This window comes from Kitasatospora aureofaciens, assembly GCF_019192735.1.
GTDB classification, from domain to species: Bacteria; Actinomycetota; Actinomycetes; order Streptomycetales; family Streptomycetaceae; genus Kitasatospora; species Kitasatospora aureofaciens_A.
Window position 1 is genome coordinate 121,629 of the sequence record NZ_JAHTKP010000003.1, and the last position, 14,342, is coordinate 135,970.

At 74.5% G+C, this 14,342-nt stretch carries 13 protein-coding genes and 1 tRNA gene; 9 read left to right on the top strand and 5 right to left on the bottom strand.

Features of this window, described 5'->3' with window-relative positions; genetic code table 11:
• Positions 1-23 precede the first annotated feature (23 nt).
• From KV557_RS04570 to KV557_RS04590, 5 genes are all read left to right on the top strand, one after another.
• A tRNA-Met gene (locus KV557_RS04570) sits at positions 24-97 on the top strand.
• Positions 98-302: 205 nt separating this feature from the next.
• Positions 303-956, top strand: a complete 654-nt coding sequence (locus KV557_RS04575; RefSeq protein WP_218198333.1) for a hypothetical protein — start codon at positions 303-305, stop codon at positions 954-956.
• A gap of 133 nt (positions 957-1,089) precedes the next feature.
• Positions 1,090-2,226, top strand: coding sequence for a sensor histidine kinase (locus KV557_RS04580; RefSeq protein WP_218198334.1), 1,137 nt, complete (start codon positions 1,090-1,092; stop codon positions 2,224-2,226).
• On the top strand, positions 2,223-2,903 hold the full coding sequence (locus KV557_RS04585) for a response regulator (RefSeq protein WP_218198335.1): 681 nt from the start codon (positions 2,223-2,225) through the stop codon (positions 2,901-2,903). The genes KV557_RS04580 and KV557_RS04585 overlap by 4 nt, the downstream gene beginning before the upstream one ends.
• A 203-nt stretch (positions 2,904-3,106) precedes the next feature.
• Complete coding sequence (locus tag KV557_RS04590; RefSeq protein ID WP_218198336.1) at positions 3,107-3,730, top strand: hypothetical protein; 624 nt, start codon at positions 3,107-3,109, stop codon at positions 3,728-3,730.
• Positions 3,731-3,762: 32 nt separating this feature from the next.
• Here the strand turns inward: KV557_RS04590 and KV557_RS04595 are convergent, their stop codons facing one another.
• Positions 3,763-5,565: a vWA domain-containing protein gene (locus tag KV557_RS04595; protein WP_218198338.1), complete on the bottom strand. Its 1,803-nt coding sequence runs from the start codon at positions 5,563-5,565 to the stop codon at positions 3,763-3,765.
• Positions 5,562-6,626 carry an ATP-binding protein gene (locus KV557_RS04600; protein ID WP_218198339.1) on the bottom strand — a complete coding sequence of 355 codons (1,065 nt, stop codon included), beginning with the start codon at positions 6,624-6,626 and terminating at the stop codon, positions 5,562-5,564. The genes KV557_RS04595 and KV557_RS04600 overlap by 4 nt, the downstream gene beginning before the upstream one ends.
• Positions 6,627-6,752: 126 nt before the next feature.
• Between KV557_RS04600 and KV557_RS04605 the strand changes: the two genes are divergently transcribed.
• The 3 genes from KV557_RS04605 (at position 6,753) to KV557_RS04615 (ending at position 9,804) form a co-directional block, all read left to right on the top strand.
• On the top strand, positions 6,753-7,493 hold the full coding sequence (locus KV557_RS04605; protein ID WP_218198340.1) for an SIR2 family NAD-dependent protein deacylase: 741 nt from the start codon (positions 6,753-6,755) through the stop codon (positions 7,491-7,493).
• Positions 7,494-7,559: 66 nt separating this feature from the next.
• On the top strand, positions 7,560-8,786 hold the full coding sequence (locus KV557_RS04610) for a cytochrome P450 (protein ID WP_218198342.1): 1,227 nt from the start codon (positions 7,560-7,562) through the stop codon (positions 8,784-8,786).
• Between the two features lie 19 nt (positions 8,787-8,805).
• Entirely contained in the window at positions 8,806-9,804 is a 999-nt protein-coding gene (locus tag KV557_RS04615; protein WP_308129767.1) for an ADP-ribosylglycohydrolase family protein, read from the top strand.
• A gap of 4 nt (positions 9,805-9,808) precedes the next feature.
• Here KV557_RS04615 and KV557_RS04620 read toward each other — a convergent pair whose 3' ends face one another.
• Complete coding sequence (locus tag KV557_RS04620; RefSeq protein WP_218198343.1) at positions 9,809-10,447, bottom strand: hypothetical protein; 639 nt, start codon at positions 10,445-10,447, stop codon at positions 9,809-9,811.
• A gap of 92 nt (positions 10,448-10,539) precedes the next feature.
• Here KV557_RS04620 and KV557_RS04625 point away from each other — a divergent pair, with 92 nt between their 5' ends.
• The gene (locus KV557_RS04625) at positions 10,540-11,856 is read left to right on the top strand and encodes a serpin family protein (RefSeq protein WP_218198344.1); all 1,317 of its coding nucleotides are present in this window, start codon (positions 10,540-10,542) and stop codon (positions 11,854-11,856) included.
• Positions 11,857-11,877: 21 nt separating this feature from the next.
• Here KV557_RS04625 and KV557_RS04630 read toward each other — a convergent pair whose 3' ends face one another.
• On the bottom strand, positions 11,878-12,981 hold the full coding sequence (locus KV557_RS04630) for an ADP-ribosylglycohydrolase family protein (protein ID WP_218198350.1): 1,104 nt from the start codon (positions 12,979-12,981) through the stop codon (positions 11,878-11,880).
• Between the two features lie 68 nt (positions 12,982-13,049).
• Positions 13,050-14,327, bottom strand: a complete 1,278-nt coding sequence (locus KV557_RS04635) for a DUF2786 domain-containing protein (RefSeq protein WP_218198351.1) — start codon at positions 14,325-14,327, stop codon at positions 13,050-13,052.
• Positions 14,328-14,342: the final 15 nt, after the last annotated feature.

The following is a 14,342-nucleotide window of genomic DNA, read 5'->3' on the forward strand; positions in this document are numbered from 1 at the left end:
TCGCGTAAGGTCGTGTTTACCGACGCGGGGTGGAGCAGCTCGGTAGCTCGCTGGGCTCATAACCCAGAGGTCGCAGGTTCAAATCCTGTCCCCGCTACAAATCGAAGGGCCCGGAGGCTTTTGCCTCCGGGCCCTTCGGCTTTCCCCGGGGGCGTTTCTCCCTCGTGTCTCCCTCGTGCGGGGGAGGGGCGGGAACCGCTCCAGGGAGGGAGGTGGGGGAAGGGGTCGGTCCGTGAGAGTTCTCGGTGTCGGGATGACAGGGCTTGTGAAAGGGGCCGGGAATGAAGCGGGTGCTGGGTGCAATGGCGATCACGGGGGCCGTGCTGTTCGGGATGTCGGCGTGTCTGCCGGGGGGCGACGAGCCGGAGCACAGGACGGTCGGCTACGGGGTGACGGACTCCGTCCAGGAGCTGGTGATCGAGGGGCACACGGGCGGGGTCGTCGTCACGGGCGGCGGGACGGCGGTGCACGTGACCGAGGACCAGAAGTACAAGGGGGGCGCGCCGCGCACCACGCACGAGGTGAAGGACGGCGTGCTGCGGCTGACGTACGACTGCGGCTCCTGCGGGGTCGGGTACAGCGTGGAGGTGCCGGCCGGGACGAAGGTACGGGTGAGCGAGGAGACCGGCGGGGTGCGGCTGGTCGGGCTGGCCGGTGAGGTGGACGCGACGGTGCAGACCGGCGGGGTCGAGGCGACCGGGCTGACCTCGCCGCAGGCGCGGCTGAACGCCGGGAACGGCGGGGTGGAGGCCACCTTCGCGGCGGCGCCGACGAAGGTGGAGGCGAAGGCCTCGACCGGCGGGGTGCGGCTGAAGGTGCCGGCCGGGGAGGCGTACGCGGTGGATGCGCACGCGAAGGTCGGCGGGGTGGACGTCGGTGTCCCGTCCCGGGCGGGGGCGCCGCACAGCATCACCGCGCAGGCCGACACCGGCGGTGTGACGGTCAGCGGTGTCTGACCGGGCCGTACCGGAGGTCCTGCCGGTAGGGCATGATCTTCTCCGCGGGGGCGGCGTCCCCGGTTACGGGGAGGGATCGACGGTGGTGGGAGCGGTGCGCCGGCGGACGTGGTCAGCGGGGCCGAGTCCGTATGTGCTGGACTCGCTGCTGGCGGTGGCGTCGGCCGGGATCTCGATCTGGGCGGTGTACAACGACGACACCGCGTGGCCCTGGTGGGTCTACCTGGTGGCGGTCTCGACGGCGCTGCCGCTGCCCTGGCGGCGGCGGGCGCCGCTGACCGTGCTGGCAGCGAGCAGTGCGGCCTTCGTCACGCTGTCGGTGGTGGCGCACTCGGCGAACGCGCAGGTGCCGCTGGCCGGCGTGATCGGCATCTACACGGTCGCGGAGCGGTGCTCGGACCGGGCGCGCTGGTCGGTGCTGACGGTGGTGGTGGTCGGCAACGTGATCGGCACCCACTCGCCGAACGGCACGCTCTTCAGCCTGCTGACCTCCGTCGGCTCGTTCGTCTTCGGCTCGCTGGTGCGCGCCCAGCGGCAGCTGGCCCGGGTGGAGGCGGAGCGGGCCCGGGAGGCCGGTGAACGGGCGGCCAGCGAGGCCGCGCGGGCGGTCGCGGAGGAACGGGCCCGGATCGCGCGGGAGATGCACGACATCCTGGCGCACGCCGTCTCGTTGATGGTGATTCAGGCCGAGGCCGGCCCGTTGGTGGTGCACAGCAAGCCGGACCGGGCGATCAGCACGTTCGACACCATCGCCGACGCGGGGCGCGACGCGATGGTCCAACTCCGGCGCGTGCTCGGGGTGTTGAAGGAGGACGGGGCAGGCCCGGAGCTGGCGCCGCAGCCCCGGCTGGCCGAACTCGCCGACGTGGCCGAGCGGGTGCGCCGGGCCGGCCTGCGGGTGGAGCTCGAACTCGCCGACGGGCTGGGCGCCGTGCCCGCCGACGTGGAGGCGGCGGCGTACCGGATCGTGCAGGAGGCGCTGACCAACACCGTCAAGCACTCCGGTGCCGACCGGGCCGCGATCCGGGTGCGGCGGGCCGAGGAGGTGCTGGAGGTCGTCGTCTCCGACAACGGGCGCGGGGTGCCGCTGGCCGCCGACCGTGCGGTGAGCGGCTGGTCCGGCGGGCGCGGGCTGGTCGGCATCCGGGAACGGGCCGCGGCCTGCGGCGGGCGTGCCGAGGCCGGTCCCGGGCCGGCCGGCGAGGGCTTCCTGGTGAGTGCCCGGCTGCCGCTGGGGGCGGCCGGCGTGGCGGAGAGGGTGGGCGGATGACGCCGATTCGGGTGGTCGTCGCGGACGACCAGGAACTGGTGCGGGCCGGGTTCGGGATGATCCTGGACGCCCAGCCGGACATCGAGGTGGTGGCCGAGGCGTGCGACGGCGCCGAGGCGGTCGAGGCCGTGCGCGAGCACGGCCCCGACGTGCTGCTGCTGGACGTCCGCATGCCGGTGATGGACGGGCTGGAGGCGGCCCGCCGGGTGTGCGCCGAGTTCCCGTCCACCAAGGTGATCATGCTGACCACCTTCGACATCGACGACTACGTCTTCGACGCGCTGTACGCGGGCGCGAGCGGCTTCCTGCTGAAGGACGTCCGGCGGGACGACCTGGCGCACGGGGTGCGGATGGTCGCCTCGGGGGAGGCGCTGCTCGCGCCGTCGGTGACGAAGCGGCTGATCGGCGAGTTCGCCGCGCGCCGGCCGGGCGCGCCGGACCGGGCGGTGCGGCCGCCGTCCAAGCTGCTGGAGCAGCTGACCCTGCGCGAGCAGGAGACGCTGCGGCTGCTGGCGCGCGGGCTGTCGAACGCGGAGATCGCGGCGGAGCTGGTGGTCAGCGAGCACACGGTGAAGACGCACGTCAGCAATGTGCTGAGCAAGCTGGGGCTGCGCGACCGGGTGCACGCGGTGGTGTTCGCGTACGAGGCCGGGGCGGTGGTGGCGGGGGAGGCCTGAGCGGGCAGGACTGCGGGGCTTGAGTGGGCGGCGCTGGGCCGTCGGGGCTGAGCGGTCGGGGCTGAGCGGTCGCGGCCGGGCAGGCTCCTTCGTACGGGGGAGGCGGGGAGTTCGCCGACGCGGGCGATCCGTGATGAGGGACCCGGCGGACAGCATCTGTGGTGTCGGAACGCAGCAAGCACGGACACCACAGGAGACCGCAGATGAACGCCTCGCAGAACCCGGCACGGACCGCCCGCCGCACCGCCTACGCCGTCGTCGGCGCCCCCGCCCTGATGGCGCTGTACGGCGGCATCCGCCTGGTGCCGGGCTCCCGCGAGCCGGGCCTCGGCTGGACGGCCGGCCACACCGCGATGTTCGCCGGGCTGCTGCTGTTCGCCCCGGTCTTCCTCGCCCTGCGCCGGCTGATCGCCCCTCGCGGCACGATGGCCGGGCGGCTGGCAGCGGGCGCCGCGCTGGGGACGGCGTTCGCCGGCCTGGCGGCCTCGCTGGCGCAGATCGGGATCGACCTGGTCGTCGGCCTGGCGGCGGCGGACAAGGCCGACCAGTCGCGGATGTTCGATCGCGTCCAGGCCGTCCCCGGGGTGCTCGCGGCGGTTTACAAGGTCGGCCCGCTGCTGTTCTACGTCGGCCTGCTGGCGCTGCTGATCGCCGCCTCGGTGGGCGCGGCCCGGACGCTGCGCTGGTGGAGCCCGGTGCTGATGGTGGTCGGGACCGTCGCGTCGGCGGCCGACCTGGCGCTGATCCCGCTGGCCGCCGGCTGCTACCTGGTGGCGCTGGCGCCGCTCGTCCGGCTCGGCGGTGCGCCCCGCGTGGCGCTGGCCTGACGCACCCCGGCACGTCCGGGACCGGAAGCCCCTCAGGTCATCCGGAAGACCGGCCCGCGCGGGGTGAAGGGCAGCCCGGCGCCCCGCGGGACGAGGTAGGCGTGCTCGCGGCGCACCCGCAGCACGTCGCACTCGCCGTCCGTGATGACCAGGACGGGCGCCCCGGGCGGGAAGTCCTCGGCCCGTTCGAGCAGGTCGATCCCCGGCTGCAGGACGGTGCCGCCGCGCCCGCGGATCCGGACCCGGCCGGCGATCTCGGTGACCGCGACGTACCCGGCGTCGTGCGGGGCGGCGTCGCAGTGCACCACCCGGGCCGCGGGAACGTCCCGGGCGGTGGCGTACGAGGCGATCGCGCCGAGCGCCTTGCCGAGCAGCACCGTGCTCATCGAGCCGGAGGTGTCCAGCACCACCCCGAAGGTGCAGCGCGGCACCTCCTCCTCCGGGTGGTAGCGCCCGGCCCGGGGGATGTCCGGGGTGGCGGACTGCCGGCGGGCCGGGCGGGAGTAGCTCCGGACGGGCTCCGGGCTCGGCACGAACTCGTCGAACCAGCGCGCCAGTTGGGCGTCCCAGGGGAGCGGCGGGTGGGCGAGTGCGCGGATCTCCTCGACCAACCCGGCCGGGAGCAGCCCGCGTTCGCGCTGGTGCAGTTCGAAGCCCTGCTGGAGGCCGCGCCGGTAGAAGTCGTCGAGGTCGACGTAGTCGCGCGGGCCGCGGTCGAGGGGTGTGCCGAGGACGTCCGGGCGGTTCTTGCCCGCCAGGGTGGCGAGCCGGCGGATCCGGCGCTGGTCGCGGACGATCCGGTCGTACACCTCCTCGGCCGACAGGCCCTTCAGCTGCGGGTCGTGCAGCAGGCCGTCGGGCATGTCGCCGACGCCCATCTCCAGCAGCCAGGCGTTGATGACGTAGTCGGCGGCGACGTTGTACAGGAACGGGTCGCGCCCGCCGCGGCGTTCGCCGTGCCGCAGGGCGGCGTGCAGCAGTTCGTGGCCGAGGATGAACCGCCACTCCTCGTCGGTGAAGTGGCGCAGCGGGTTGACGTAGATCTCCCCGGCGTCGGCGTTCACGGCGGCGATGGAGATGTCGTGCGCGCGGGCGAGTTCGGCGTCGGCGACGACGGTGAGGCCGGCCGCGATGCCGCCCAGCAGCGGGTAGGACGAGACGAACCAGTTGAGCGCCCTGGTCCACGGCCGCTCGGGCAGGCGGGCGCCGGTCTGCTCGTCGATCCGGCCGCCGGCCCGGTCCATCGCGGCGGACATGGTGCGGGTGAGCGCGGCGGCGAAGGCGGCGGACCAGTCCTCCGGGTGCTGCCCGTGGCCCGTCCACTCGACCAGCAGCTGGTCGGCGACGGCACCCGCGGTGCCGTCCGCCCCGGCGGTGCCGGCCGGCGGCAGGCCGTCGCGGCGCCAGCGGCCGGCCAGCTCCTCCTCGTCCCCGCCGGGGTACTCGTGCGGGAGAACGACCGGGGCGCGGCCGATCGGGAACGTGGCGAGGAAGCGGTTGACCACCGCGCAGCGGGCGGCCGTCTCGTACGCGTCGGGCTGGACGCGGGTGCCCCGGGCGGCCGGGACGTGGCCGAAGCCGAGGTGCAGCAGGCAGTGCGCCAGCACCCAGGCCCACTCCTCGGGCTCGGCGCGGCGGCGCGGGTTGACGTGGACGGTGCCGTCGGAGTCGACCACCGCCCAGCCGCCGACGGGGGCGTGCCCGCAGTCGTCGCGGCGGCAGAACCCGGCCTTCAGGGCGGCGAAGGCCGGGTTGCGGCGCAGCAGTTGGACGCCCTCGGCGAAGATCTCCGCGCCCGGATCCGGCTTCTTCCGGCCGGCCGCGGTGCGCTTCACCGGCGGGCCTCGACCAGCCGGGGCATGTCCCGGGCAGCCTCGATCAGGAACCAGGACGGCAGCACCGGATTGCCGTCCGCGCCGTCGGCGATCACCGTCTGGGCGACCTCGACCGAGATCTCGGCGAGCTGCACCAGCAGCGACTTGGCCCGGAAGGCGGTCTGCCGCTGCGCCCCGGAGGCGTGCTCCTTGCCGGCGGGCAGCTCCTTGACGAGCCGGCCGCGGAAGGCGTCGGCGAGGTAGTAGAGCAGGTCGCGGTCCTCCACGCGGTGCGGCCAGCGGGCGTCGCCCTTGAGGATCGCCTCCAGGCCGTAGGAGTTGCGGACGATCTTGGCGTAGCCGCAGAAGGCCACCGCGTGCTGCGGGGTGAGCAGGCCGTACGCGAGGATCTTGAGGGTGCCCTCGTCGAGGGTGGGCCCGAAGGAGTGCAGCGCGTCGGAGAGCATGTGCCAGGCGCGCGGGGTGGAGAACGGCTCCTCGGACTTCGGCGGGGCGGACCACAGGTGGTCGGGCCGGTCGGTGAGGTAGTCGACGACCCAGGGGTGGATGCCGGCGCCGGCCGCCCAGTGCAGCCAGTCCTCGGCGCTGGCCCGCAGGTGGACGTGGATCATGCGGTTGACCAGTGCGGACGCCATCGGGCGGGCGAGCGCGCCGTCGGTGGCGCGGTTCCCGGCGCCGATCACGATCGAGCCGGGCGGCAGCTCGTACGAGCCGATCCGGCGGTCCAGGATGAGCGAGTAGAAGGCCTTCTGGACGTCCGGGCCGGCCGCGTTGAGCTCGTCCAGGAACAGGCAGTACGGCTCGTCGCGGGCGATCTGCTCGGGCGGGCAGAACCGGGAGCGGCCCTCCGGGGTGAGCTGCGGGACGCCGATCAGGTCTTCCGGGGCGAGCTGGGTGCCGACCAGGCTCACGCACTCCAGGCCGAGCGACTCGGCGAACGCCCGGACCAGGGAGGACTTGCCGATGCCGGGAGCGCCCCAGAGGAACACCGGGCGGACGGTCGCCAGGCCGAGCAGCAGCTCGGGGATCTGGGCGGGTGAGACGCTGACTGCTCCCTGCACGGGGCTCCTTTGGCGAGTGTCGGGGTGACCGGCCCAGTGTGCGGGGACAGTTGACGCGGCGCACGCGGATTTTCGGCGGCCGTTTTTCGGTGGCCGCGGCGGGCCCGCCGCCGTACCGTCCGGGGTATGAACGCGAAGCGCCCGCTGATCGCCGTGCTCACCGGCGCCGGCATCTCGACCGACTCCGGCATCCCCGACTACCGCGGCCCGAACGGCCTCTGGCAGCGCGACCCGGCCGCCCAGCAGCTGGTCACGATCGGTCCGTACCTGGCCGACCCGGAGGTGCGCCGCCGGGCCTGGCTGATGCGCCGGGACGCCGGGGCCATGGCCGCCGAGCCGAACGCCGGCCACCTGGCGCTGGTCGGGCTGGAGCGCTCCGGGCTGCCGGTGCGGGTGCTCACCCAGAACGTGGACGGCCTGCACCAGCGGGCCGGTCTGCCCGCCCGCAAGGTGCTCGAACTGCACGGCACTGCGCGGGAGGTGCAGTGCATGCGCTGCCGGGTGGTCGGCGACATGGCCGAGGCGCTGGCGAGGGTGGCGGCGGGGGAGCCGGATCCGGCCTGCCGGGAGTGCGGGGGCGTGCTGCGGCCGCGCACGGTGATGTTCGGGGAGGCGCTGGATCCGGTGGTGCTCCAGCAGGCCGACGCCGTCGCCAAGGCCTGCGACCTGTTCGTCGCGGTGGGCACCAGCCTTCAGGTCTACCCGGTGGCCTCGCTCCCGCAGATCGCGCTGGAGGCCGGCGCTCGTCTGGTCGTCATGAACGGCGAGCCGACGCCCTTCGACGAGGCCGCGGCCGAGGTGATCCGGGAGCCGATCTCCACGGCTCTCCCGGCGCTGGTACGGAAGTTGCTCGCCGAGCTCTCTTAAATCGGACGAACCGGATGCGTACGATGATCGTCCCGGCTCCCCCTCACGGCCTGGAGTGATCGACCGATGACTGACCGATCGACGACGACGGCGAAGTTCGACCCCTGGTCGGCGGCGTTCGTGGCCCACCCGTACGACGCGTACGCCGAGCTGCGCGAGCACGCGCCGGTGACGTACTACGAGCCGACCGGGCAGTGGCTGGTCTCGCGCCACGAGGACGTCAGCGCGCTGCTGCGCGACCGGCGACTCGGGCGCACCTACACCCACCGCTTCAGCCACGAGGAGTTCGGGCGGCCCGAGCCCGATCCGGCGCACGAGCCGTTCCACACCCTGAACGACAACGGGCTGCTCGACCTGGAGGCGCCCGACCACACCCGGATCCGCCGGCTGGTGTCCAAGGCATTCACCCCGCGCATGGTCGAGGGCCTGCGGCCGACCGTGCAGCGGCTCGCCGGGGAACTCGTGGACGGGCTGCTCGCGGCCGGCGGCGGCGACCTGATCTCCGCCGTCGCCGAGCCGCTGCCGGTCGCCGTGATCGCCGAGATGCTGGGCGTCCCGGAGGCCGACCGGCACCTGCTGCGGCCCTGGTCCGCCGACATCACCGGCATGTTCGAGCTCAACCCCACCGAGGAGGCGGCCCGCCGGGCGGTCACCGCGAGCATCGAGTTCTCCGACTACCTGCGCGCCCTGATCCGCGAGCGCCGCGCCACCCCCGGCACCGACCTGATCAGCGCGCTCATCCAGGCCCAGGAGGGCTCGGACGCGCTCAGCGAGCAGGAGATGATCTCCACCTGCGTGCTGCTGCTCAATGCCGGCCACGAGGCCACCGTCAACACCACCGGCAACGGCTGGTGGGCGCTGTTCCGCAACCCCGGCGAACTCGCCCGGCTGCGCGGCGCGGTGGACGAGCTGCTGCCCACCGCCGTCGAGGAACTGATGCGCTGGGACACCCCGCTGCAGATGTTCGAGCGCTGGGTGCTGGAGGACATCGAGGTCCGCGGCGTCACCGTCCCGCGCGGCTCCGAGATCGCCCTGCTCTTCGGCTCCGCCAACCGCGATCCGGAGCGCTTCGCCGACCCGGACCGGTTCGACCTCGGCCGCGCCGACAACCCGCACATCACCTTCGGCGCCGGAATTCACTTCTGTCTCGGCGCTCCGCTCGCCAGACTGGAGCTCACCGAGTCGTACGGCGCACTGCTGCGCCGGGCGCCGGGCCTGCGGCTGGTCCGCGAGCCCGAGTGGCGCCCGGGCTACGTGATCCGGGGGCTTGAGGAACTGTTCGTCGAGGTGTAGCGGAGAAGGGGGAGCGGCCGTGGGCAAGGCGACGGGGGCACTGCTGGGGCTGGCGATCGGGGACGCGATCGGCCGGGTGACGGAGTTCAGGACGGTCGAGATGATCGCGAACGACTGCCCCGACTGGCGGCAACTCCCGCTGCCTGCCAAGGCGTTGGTCACCGACGACACGCAGATGACGCTCGCCCTCGCCCGCGGCCTGCGCACCGGCCTGGCGCGCGGGCCGCTGACGCCCCTGCGGCTTGAGCGGCCGGTACGCGAGGAGTTCGTCGACTGGTGGCGCTCGCCGCAGAACAACCGCGCCCCCGGCATGACCTGCCTCCGCGCCTGCGAGCGGCTCAGCCACGACACGTACCGCTGGCAGCAGGCGAGCGACGTCGGCTCCAAGGGCTGCGGCGCCAACATGCGGGTCGCCCCGATCGGGCTGATCCGCGAGCTCGACGCCCGGCAGCTCTCCGGCGCCGCGCAGCTGCAGTCCGCGCTCACCCACGGCCACCCCACCGCGCTGGCCGCCAGCGACCTCACCGCGTACGCCGTCCGAAAGCTCGCCGAGGGCCTGCCGCCGGCCGGCCTGCCCGCCGTGCTGCGGGCGTACGCGCTGGCGAGTCGCAACCGGTACGACGAGTTCTGGCTCGGCGACCTCGCCGACCGTTGGTACGGCCGCTCGCCGCAGGACGTCATCGCCCGCGGCTGGGACGACTGTCTCGGCGTGCTCGACCAGCTGGAGGCCGCGCTCGCCGCGCCCGACCTGGAGGCCGACCCGTGCCTGGCCACCGGCGAGGGCTGGATCGCCGAGGAGGCGTTCGCCACCGGCCTGCTCTGCTTCCTGCTGCTGCCGGACGAGCCGGTGGCCGCCGTCCGCCGGGCCGCCTGCTCCAGCGGGGACTCCGACTCCATCGCCTGCCTCACCGGCGCCTTCGCCGGCGCCCACCACGGGGAGGCGGTCTGGCCGGCCGAGTGGGTCGAGCGGATCGAGTACCGGGACGAGCTGCTGGAGTTCGGCGCGCTCTGGGACTGACCCGTCAGGCCTCGCCGCGCAGGCGGCGCGCCACGGTCTCGACCAGCGCGCGGAACGCCGGCACCGGCGCCATCGCCGAGCCGCCGAGCCCGAGCGCGCCCTCGGGCAGGAAGGCGACATGGCAGCGCCGGCACAGGTAGGTGGCGCTCCAGGCCGTGGCCAGCGACGGCTGGACCACCGAGTACTCCTGGAACTCCCGGCGGAGGCGACGCCGCTCCTTGGCACGCTTGAGGGTCAGGGCCACCGCCGCGATGAGGAACGGGCCGCCCAGGAGGCCGAAGACCAGCAGCGAGCTGCGGAGGGCCTCGGGCTTGTCGGACGTCAGCAGCGCCGGCAGCACGATCACCGCGGCCCCCAGTACGAACGCGACCAGAATGGCGAGCCCGCACCCTCCGCCGGGCCTCGCCAGCCGCGGCACCGGCGGTGGGGCGATCTGGTCCGCCAGCCGGCTGCTGGTGGAGCCGGAGGTGTAGACGGTCGACCTGCCGAAGGTCGAGACGGGACCGACCCCGCGCGCGTACCCGACCCCGGAGCTGAAGCCGGTGCTCTGCCCCGAGTAGGTGCTGGTCTGCGACTCGTAGACGCTCGGAACGCTGCTCACCTGATCGAGCGTCCCGCACTGCGGGCAGTCGATTCTGCTCATGATTTCTCCCCCGGGGCCGGTCCTGCGGCAGCTGATCATGGCACAGCCCGGCGCGGGCGGAACCTCCCGGGCATCCGTCGCGTCGAAGGGCCATGACGAACCGCAGCACCACCGGTGCCTACAGCCGTCGCCGCCCGGCGGCGCTGCTCCTCGCGGCCGCGCTCGCCGCACCGCTGCTCACTGGCTGCGGCAGCACTCCCGCGGCTCCCACGGAGCTCCGGGTCTCCGCGCCCGCCACCCGGCCCCCGGTCGACCCGGCCCAGGTGGCCGCGACCGCGACCGCCACCAACGCCTTCGGCCTCGACCTCCTGCACGCCCTCACCGCGGCGCCGGACAGCGCCGGCCGCAACCTCGTGCTCTCCCCGTCCGGCCTGGCCGCCGTGCTCGCCATGCTGCTGCCCGGCGCCCGCGGCGCCACCGCCGACGAGCTCGCCAAGGCCCTGCACACCGACCTCACCCCGCAGCAGTACGCCCTCGCCACCGGCGCGCTCGACCGCCCGGTCCCGGCCACCGACCGGCTCACCCTGCGGCAGACCGACGACCTGTGGACGCAGCAGGGGCTGGCCGTCTCGCCCGACTACCTGGCCACCCTCGCCGCCGCCTTCGACACCGGCGTGCACCCCGCGGACTTCACCAAGGACCCGGAGGGCGCCCGGAAGGCCATCAACGCGGCCGTGGAGAAGGCCACCGAGGGGCGCATCAAGGACCTCTTCGCCTCGCACCAGATCACCGGGGACACCCGGCTGGTCCTCACCGACGCGCTCTACCTCAAGGCCAAGTGGGCCTCCGCGTTCAAGCCCGCGCACACCGCCGACCGCCCGTTCCACAAGCTCGACGGCTCCACCCCTTCCGTCAGCACGATGGGCCAGACCGGCACCTTCCGGTACGCCGAGGGCTCCGGCGGTATCGTCGGCGAGCCCTGGCAGGCCGTCGAACTCCCTTACGCGGACGGCGGGTTGGCGATGGATCTGATCGTCCCGGCGCAGGGCGGGTTCGCCGCCTTCACCAAGGGGCTGGACCAGCCGCAGCTCGACCGGATCCTCGGCGGGCTCGGCGAGCGGCCCGTCGACCTGGAGCTCCCGCGCTTCCACTTCGACACGTCCAACGAGCTCACCCCCGCGCTGCGCTCGCTCGGCGTCCGGTCGGCCTTCGACAAGGCCGACCTCGGCGGCATCGCCAAGGAGCCGCTCGCCGTCAGCACGGTGGTGCAGAAGGCCACCATCGAGGTGGACGAGGACGGCACGGTTGCGGCGGCCGGCAGCGGCGTCGGGATCGCCGGGGCGGCGGCACCGGCCGCGCACCAGCCCGTCCAACTGCACATCGACCGGCCGTTCCTGTTCCTGATCCGGGACACCGCCGGCGGGCGGCCGCTGTTCCTCGGCCAGGTCACCGACCCGCAGGCCCGGTAGCCACCGGGCCCGCCAGGGCGGCTACCAGGCCGGGTAGCGCCCGCCGAGCGCCGGGTGCGAAGGGTCCCGGCTGCCGAACAGCACCAGCAGGTCGTCCGCCACCCGCAGCAGCTCCGCCCGGCCCTCGACCGCCTCGGCCCACTCCGCGGGCAGGGCCGAGGCGCCGTACGCGGCACCGACCAGGTTGCCGCAGACCGCCCCGGCGGAGTCGCTGTCCCCGGAGTGGTTCACCGACAGCAGCAGCGCGGTGCGCACCGGGTCAGGTTCGAGGGTCGCGGCCAGCAGCGCGTACACCGCGATGGCCAGGCACTCCTCGGCGATCCAGCCGAGCCCGACCCGCTCCACGGCCTCCGCCGACGGCTCCGACTCCTGGGCCACCCGGACCGCCCGGGCCAGCGCCTGCACGGTCTCCTTCGAGCCCGGCAGCTCGCGGATCTGCTCGACGGTCTCGCCGACCGCCGCCCACGGCTCGGTGCCCGCCGCCAGCCGCTCGACCAGCGCCGCGAAGGCGCCCGCCGCGAGGTAGCCGGTCACGTGCCCGTGGGTGAGCTGGGCGCATTGCACGGCCAGTCCGAAGGACTGCTCGACGCCCAGCCGGGCCAGCCCGAACGGCGCCGAGCGCATCACCGTGCCGCAGCCCTTGGAACCCGGGTTGATCGGCCCCGGCCGTCCGATCGGGGCCGGCGGCTCGAAGACCTGGTGCTCGGCGATCCCGCTCAGGCAGGCGTTGCCCGGCGCCCGGCTCGCGTACAGGAACGGCTGCCGCAGCAGCCAGCCGTCGTACGGGCGGAGCATCGGGTCGGTGGTCGGCCCGCCCTGGCGCTGGGTCAGCAGCCAGCGCCGGTACGCGCCGTGGACGGCCTCCGGCACCGAGCCGCCGCCGCCCGACCAGCCGCGGACGAAGCCGCGGATCAGGCCCTCGGCGGTGAACAGCGTCATCTGGGTGTCGTCGGTGACCTCCACCGGCCGGGCGCCGTCCGGCAGCCCGGTCACGCCGTCCGGCCCGTGCTTGTCCCGGAGCTGCTGCAGCTGCAGGAACTCCACCGGCCAGCCCAGCGCGTCGCCGATCGCCCCGCCGAGCAGTGCCCCGCGCACGCGGTCCCGGTATCCCGAATCGGCCGCCATCTCCGTCACGTTGATCCCCCTTTGTTCGTGGCGGAGTACGTTCTATCAGGTCGCCCCCGGTCGGTCGTCTACCGGCGGATCTCCCCGGCGCGCCCGTGCAGGGCGGCCCGGTCGGCGGCGGCCCGGCCGGCCGCCCAGCCCTCGCCGTCGCTCACCCGCACCCGCTGCGAGACCAGCTTCGGGAACAGCCGGCCGACCTCCTCGTCCACCGCCTCGGAGCGGGCGGCCAGCGCGGGCAGCAGCCGCTCGTCGGGGAGCAGCTGCTCCTCGGTGCCGTCCTCGCGCAGATGCCGCCCGGCCGCGGCGGCGCTGGTGGCCTGCTCGGTGGCGGCGGTCAGCCGCTCGCGGATCCGCGCCGCGTACGCGACCAGGAAGGACTGCCGGAACGCCTTGGTGCGCGAATCCCGGCCCGAACCGGCCTTGTTGAGCGTGTGGGTGGCCTGCACCAGCAGCGAGGTGTAGAGCAGCTCGACGCCGTCCAGGTCCCCGTCGAAGCCGACCACGGTGCAGAAACCGAACTCCTTCGCCCACACCACCCGGCACCGGTTCGCCGCCGCGACCGCGTCAAGCAGCATCGTCTTCGGGCCCTCGTACGGGTTGTCCACGCCGATCCGCAGCGCCGCCGGGGCGTTGCGGTCCGCGCCGGCGGCGGCCAGCAGCGCCTCGTCGATGCTGTGCTGGGCCATCAGCTGCTGGGCCTTGGCGGTCAGCGCCTCGGCCTCCTCCGGGTACTCGGTGGACTCGGCCTTCGCCAGCAGCGCCCGGATCCGCGCCAGCATCCGCGGCTCGCCCGGCACCGGCCCGGCGGACCGCTCGGCCCGCGGCGCGGCCTGCCCGGGGGCAGGACCGACCGGGGCGATCGGCGGCAGCCGGCCCCAGGTCCGCAGCAGCTCCAGGGCGGCGGTGGCGAGCGCGAAGCGGTCCAGCCGGTGCCGGTGCGCGAACGCGGCCAGGTAGCCGTCGTCGCCCGGCCACCACACCTCGGCCTCCAACTCGCCCAGCTGCTCCTGCCAGCGCCGGTCCAGTGCGGCCGCCGGGTGGCGGCGGCCCTCGGCGGCGATCAGGTCCACGGCGAGCGCCAGGTGGACGGGCTTCAGCTCGCGCCGGACCACCCGTACCAGGTCGGCCGGCCGCCAGCCCGCCGACCAGCACCGCCCGACGGCGGTGTCCGCGTACCCGAGCACGGCCCGGCTCACCGCCGGCCACTGCGCGGCCGACGCGGCCAGCAGCGACGCGCCCGTGTCCAGCGCGAGGTCCAGCGACTGGTCCGGGGCCGTCAGCACCGACCGCACCGCCTGCTCCAGCAGCGGCCCGGCGTTCCCGCCCTGCTGCGTCCGCTCGCCCACGGTGTGTCCCTGCTC

Bases quoted from the DNA above. Each gene is read 5' to 3' on its own strand.
- KV557_RS04575 (WP_218198333.1), top strand. From the start codon at position 303: ATGGCGATCACGGGGGCCGTGCTGTTCGGGATGTCGGCGTGTCTGCCG.
- KV557_RS04585 (WP_218198335.1), top strand. From the start codon at position 2,223: ATGACGCCGATTCGGGTGGTCGTCGCGGACGACCAGGAACTGGTGCGG.
- KV557_RS04590 (WP_218198336.1), top strand. From the start codon at position 3,107: ATGAACGCCTCGCAGAACCCGGCACGGACCGCCCGCCGCACCGCCTAC.
- KV557_RS04605 (WP_218198340.1), top strand. From the start codon at position 6,753: ATGAACGCGAAGCGCCCGCTGATCGCCGTGCTCACCGGCGCCGGCATC.
- KV557_RS04610 (WP_218198342.1), top strand. From the start codon at position 7,560: ATGACTGACCGATCGACGACGACGGCGAAGTTCGACCCCTGGTCGGCG.
- KV557_RS04620 (WP_218198343.1), bottom strand. From the start codon at position 10,447: ATGAGCAGAATCGACTGCCCGCAGTGCGGGACGCTCGATCAGGTGAGC.
- KV557_RS04625 (WP_218198344.1), top strand. From the start codon at position 10,540: ATGACGAACCGCAGCACCACCGGTGCCTACAGCCGTCGCCGCCCGGCG.
- KV557_RS04630 (WP_218198350.1), bottom strand. From the start codon at position 12,981: ATGGCGGCCGATTCGGGATACCGGGACCGCGTGCGCGGGGCACTGCTC.